This window comes from Streptomyces sp. 15-116A, assembly GCF_025290915.1.
Classification (GTDB): domain Bacteria; phylum Actinomycetota; class Actinomycetes; order Streptomycetales; family Streptomycetaceae; genus Streptomyces.
The window spans coordinates 1-2,912 of the sequence record NZ_JAOCQE010000459.1; the positions used below are offsets into that span (position 1 = coordinate 1).

The following is a 2,912-nucleotide window of genomic DNA, read 5'->3' on the forward strand; positions in this document are numbered from 1 at the left end:
TCGGTGCGCACATGGCGGCGCAGGGCGCGCACGTCGTCCGGCTCGGGCGGGTCGCCGGGCAGCCAGGCGGCGGTGAGGCGGCCGGCGCCGAGCGGCAGCGACACCGCGGCGTCGGGCTCCTCGTCCATGCCGTAGGCGATCTCCAGGGAGCCGCCGCCGATGTCGATGACCAGCAGCTTCCCGGCCGACCAGCCGAACCAGCGGCGGGCGGCGAGGAAGGTGAGCCGGGCCTCCTCCGCGCCGTCGAGGACCTGCAGTTCGACGCCGGTCTCCTCGCGCACCCGGTTCAGGACGTCGTCGGCGTTGACCGCCTCCCGCACCGCGGAGGTGGCGAACGGCAGCAGATCCTCGACGCCCTTGTCCTCGGCCGCCATGAGCGCGTCCTGGATGACGGAGATCAGTTTCTCCACGCCGTCGGGGCCTATCGCCCCGTCCTCGTCGAGCAGCTGGGCGAGGCGGAGTTCCGCCTTGTGGGAGTGCGCGGGCAGCGGGCATGCGCCGGGGTGCGCGTCCACCACCAGCAGATGCACCGTGTTCGAACCCACGTCGAGGACACCGAGTCTCATGTACGGAACGCTACTGCCCACGGAGGTACTGGGTCGCGGCCCGGTCGACTTACCCTGGACGGGTGCCAAAGACGAAAAAGGCGAAGGACGCGAAGTCGCCCAAGAAGGACAAGCGGGCCAAGGAGACCACGGCGCCCGTGGGTTCCCCGGCCGAGCCCGCCGTGGACGACGAGAAGGGGCTCGACTTCGCCCGTGCGTGGGTGGAGTTTCCCGATCCGGCGGACGACGAGCAGGTGTTCCGCTGCGATCTGACATGGCTGACCTCTCGCTGGAACTGCATCTTCGGCAGCGGCTGCCAGGGCATCCAGGCGGGCCGCGCGGGCGACGGGTGCTGCACGCTGGGCGCCCACTTCTCCGACGAGGACGACGAGAAGCGGGTGGCCGAGCATGTGGCGAGGCTCACGCCGGACATCTGGCAGCACCACGCCGAGGGCACGAAGAACGGCTGGGTCTCCGAGGACGAGGACGGCGACCGGCAGACCCGCCCGTACCAGGGCTCCTGCATCTTCCAGAACCGGCCGGGTTTCGCCGGGGGCATGGGCTGCTCGCTGCACATCCTCGCCATGAAGGAGGGCCGCGAGCCGCTGGAGACCAAGCCGGACGTGTGCTGGCAGCTGCCGATCCGGCGCACCTACGACTGGATCGACCGCCCCGACGACACGCGCGTGCTGCAGGTGTCGATCGGTGAGTACGACCGCAGGGGCTGGGGCCCTGGCGGGCACGACCTGCACTGGTGGTGCACCTCGGCGACCTCGGCGCACGGCGCGGGCGAGCCGGTGTACGTCTCCTACCGCGCCGAACTGACGGAGCTGATGGGCAAGGCCGGCTACGACCGCCTGGTCGAGCTGTGCGAGGAACGGCTGGCCTCGCAGCTGCCTCTGCTGGCACCGCATCCGGCGGACCCGGTGGATCGGCCGGATCGGGCGGATCGGGCGGATCGGGCCTGACGTCTGCCGCCCGGGGCCCGCGCCAGGAGAGGGACTCCGCTGACGCCCCCTGCGGCGCGGACACCCGCTACGGCGTCGCCTGGCTCGGCGTGCCCGCATCGCCGGTCGGCGGGGCCGAGTCCGCCGGGGCGTCGGATGTCGGGGTGCCCGTCGAGGGATCGGGGTCCGGGGACGACGGGGGCGGGTCGGTCGGGTCGGTCGGGTCGGTCGGCTCGGGCTCCGAGGGGGCGGGGCTCGTGGGGTCGGGATTCGAGGACGACGGGGGCGGGCTGCTGGGCGGGCCCGGGTGGGAGGGGCCCGGTTCGCCGGGGTGGCCGGGGTGCGGGCCGGTCGGTGTGGAGGGGTCGGACGGGGTGGGGGCGGGGCCGTAGCCGTCGATCGTGACGACGGCGCCCGCCGGTGAGATCGCCACCTGCGCGCTCCAGTGACCGGACGGTTCGCGCAGCTGGTCGACGTACACCTTGATCGTCAACGACTCGCCGGGCCGGAGCGTTCCCGAGGACCGGCTCAGATAGAGCCAGTGGGCCCCGGTCGACGCCGACCAGCGCACCGGTGCCGTGCCCGTGGCGGTGAGGGTGATCAGCGTGGTGTCGCCGCTGTGTCCGGCCGTGACGTCCAGCGCGGCGGCGCCCTTGCGTCCGGCGCCCGCGACCTCGACGACCTCCACGGACACATCCGCCTTCGCGTCCTTGTCCTTCGTGCCGAAGCGGCCGTCGGGGCGGGTGCTGGCGTTGCCCGCGTTCTCGTAGCCCGCTCCCTCGCCGTCCAGGTCGAAGGGGCCGTCGGCCTCCCGCGCGGACGCCGAGCGGCCGTCCTGCGCCTCACCGACGGGGGTGCCCCGGTAAGCGGCCCACAGGGCGAGCACCGGCGCGGCGACGACGGTGGCGACGACCGTCGTCGTGACGGCACGCGCGCGCAGGCGGTCCCTGCGGGCGGCGCGGTCCTTGGGGTCCATGGGGAAGCCGCGCCGGTCGAAGCGGGGCGCGACGGCACGCGCGCGTGGATGGTGCGCCATGGCACTGTGCAGCGCGGCGGCGGGCACCGGCAGGACGGGCAGGGCGTCGGGCGTGACGGCGGTCCCGGGCCAGCGGCCGGGGATGGCCCGCTCGGCGGTACGGCGGCAGCGCGGGCAGTCGTCGACGTGCCGGACCAGTTCACGGCGCACGGCGCTGCTGAGCACGAGCTCATGGTCGCCGGTGAGATGCGCCACGCCCGGGCAGCTGCCGGTCTCGACCACGGCGAGCGCCGCGCGCGTGCGCTCGACCTCGCACGCCGCGGAGGCGAGCAGCTCACGCGCGGCGGCCGGTTCCATGCCGAGCACGGCGGCGACCTCCTCGGCGCCGAGATGATGCCGCACGGCGAGTTCGAGAGCCTCGCGTTGCTCGGGGGTGGTGCCGGC

2 protein-coding genes and 1 pseudogene are annotated in these 2,912 nt (G+C 74.1%); 1 reads left to right on the forward strand and 2 read right to left on the reverse strand.

Features of this window, described 5'->3' with window-relative positions:
* Positions 1 to 566, reverse strand: a pseudogene (locus tag N4P33_RS34315) (Ppx/GppA family phosphatase); the annotation flags it as partial.
* Positions 567 to 628: 62 nt separating this feature from the next.
* On the opposite strand from N4P33_RS34315, the gene N4P33_RS34320 reads away from it, so the two are divergent.
* Positions 629 to 1,513 carry a hypothetical protein gene (locus N4P33_RS34320; RefSeq protein ID WP_260830835.1) on the forward strand — a complete coding sequence of 295 codons (885 nt, stop codon included), beginning with the start codon at positions 629 to 631 and terminating at the stop codon, positions 1,511 to 1,513.
* A gap of 67 nt (positions 1,514 to 1,580) precedes the next feature.
* Here N4P33_RS34320 and N4P33_RS34325 read toward each other — a convergent pair.
* Positions 1,581 to 2,912, reverse strand: a 1,332-nt coding sequence (locus N4P33_RS34325; RefSeq protein ID WP_260830836.1) for a BACON domain-containing protein, incomplete at its 5' end; no start/stop codon positions are given.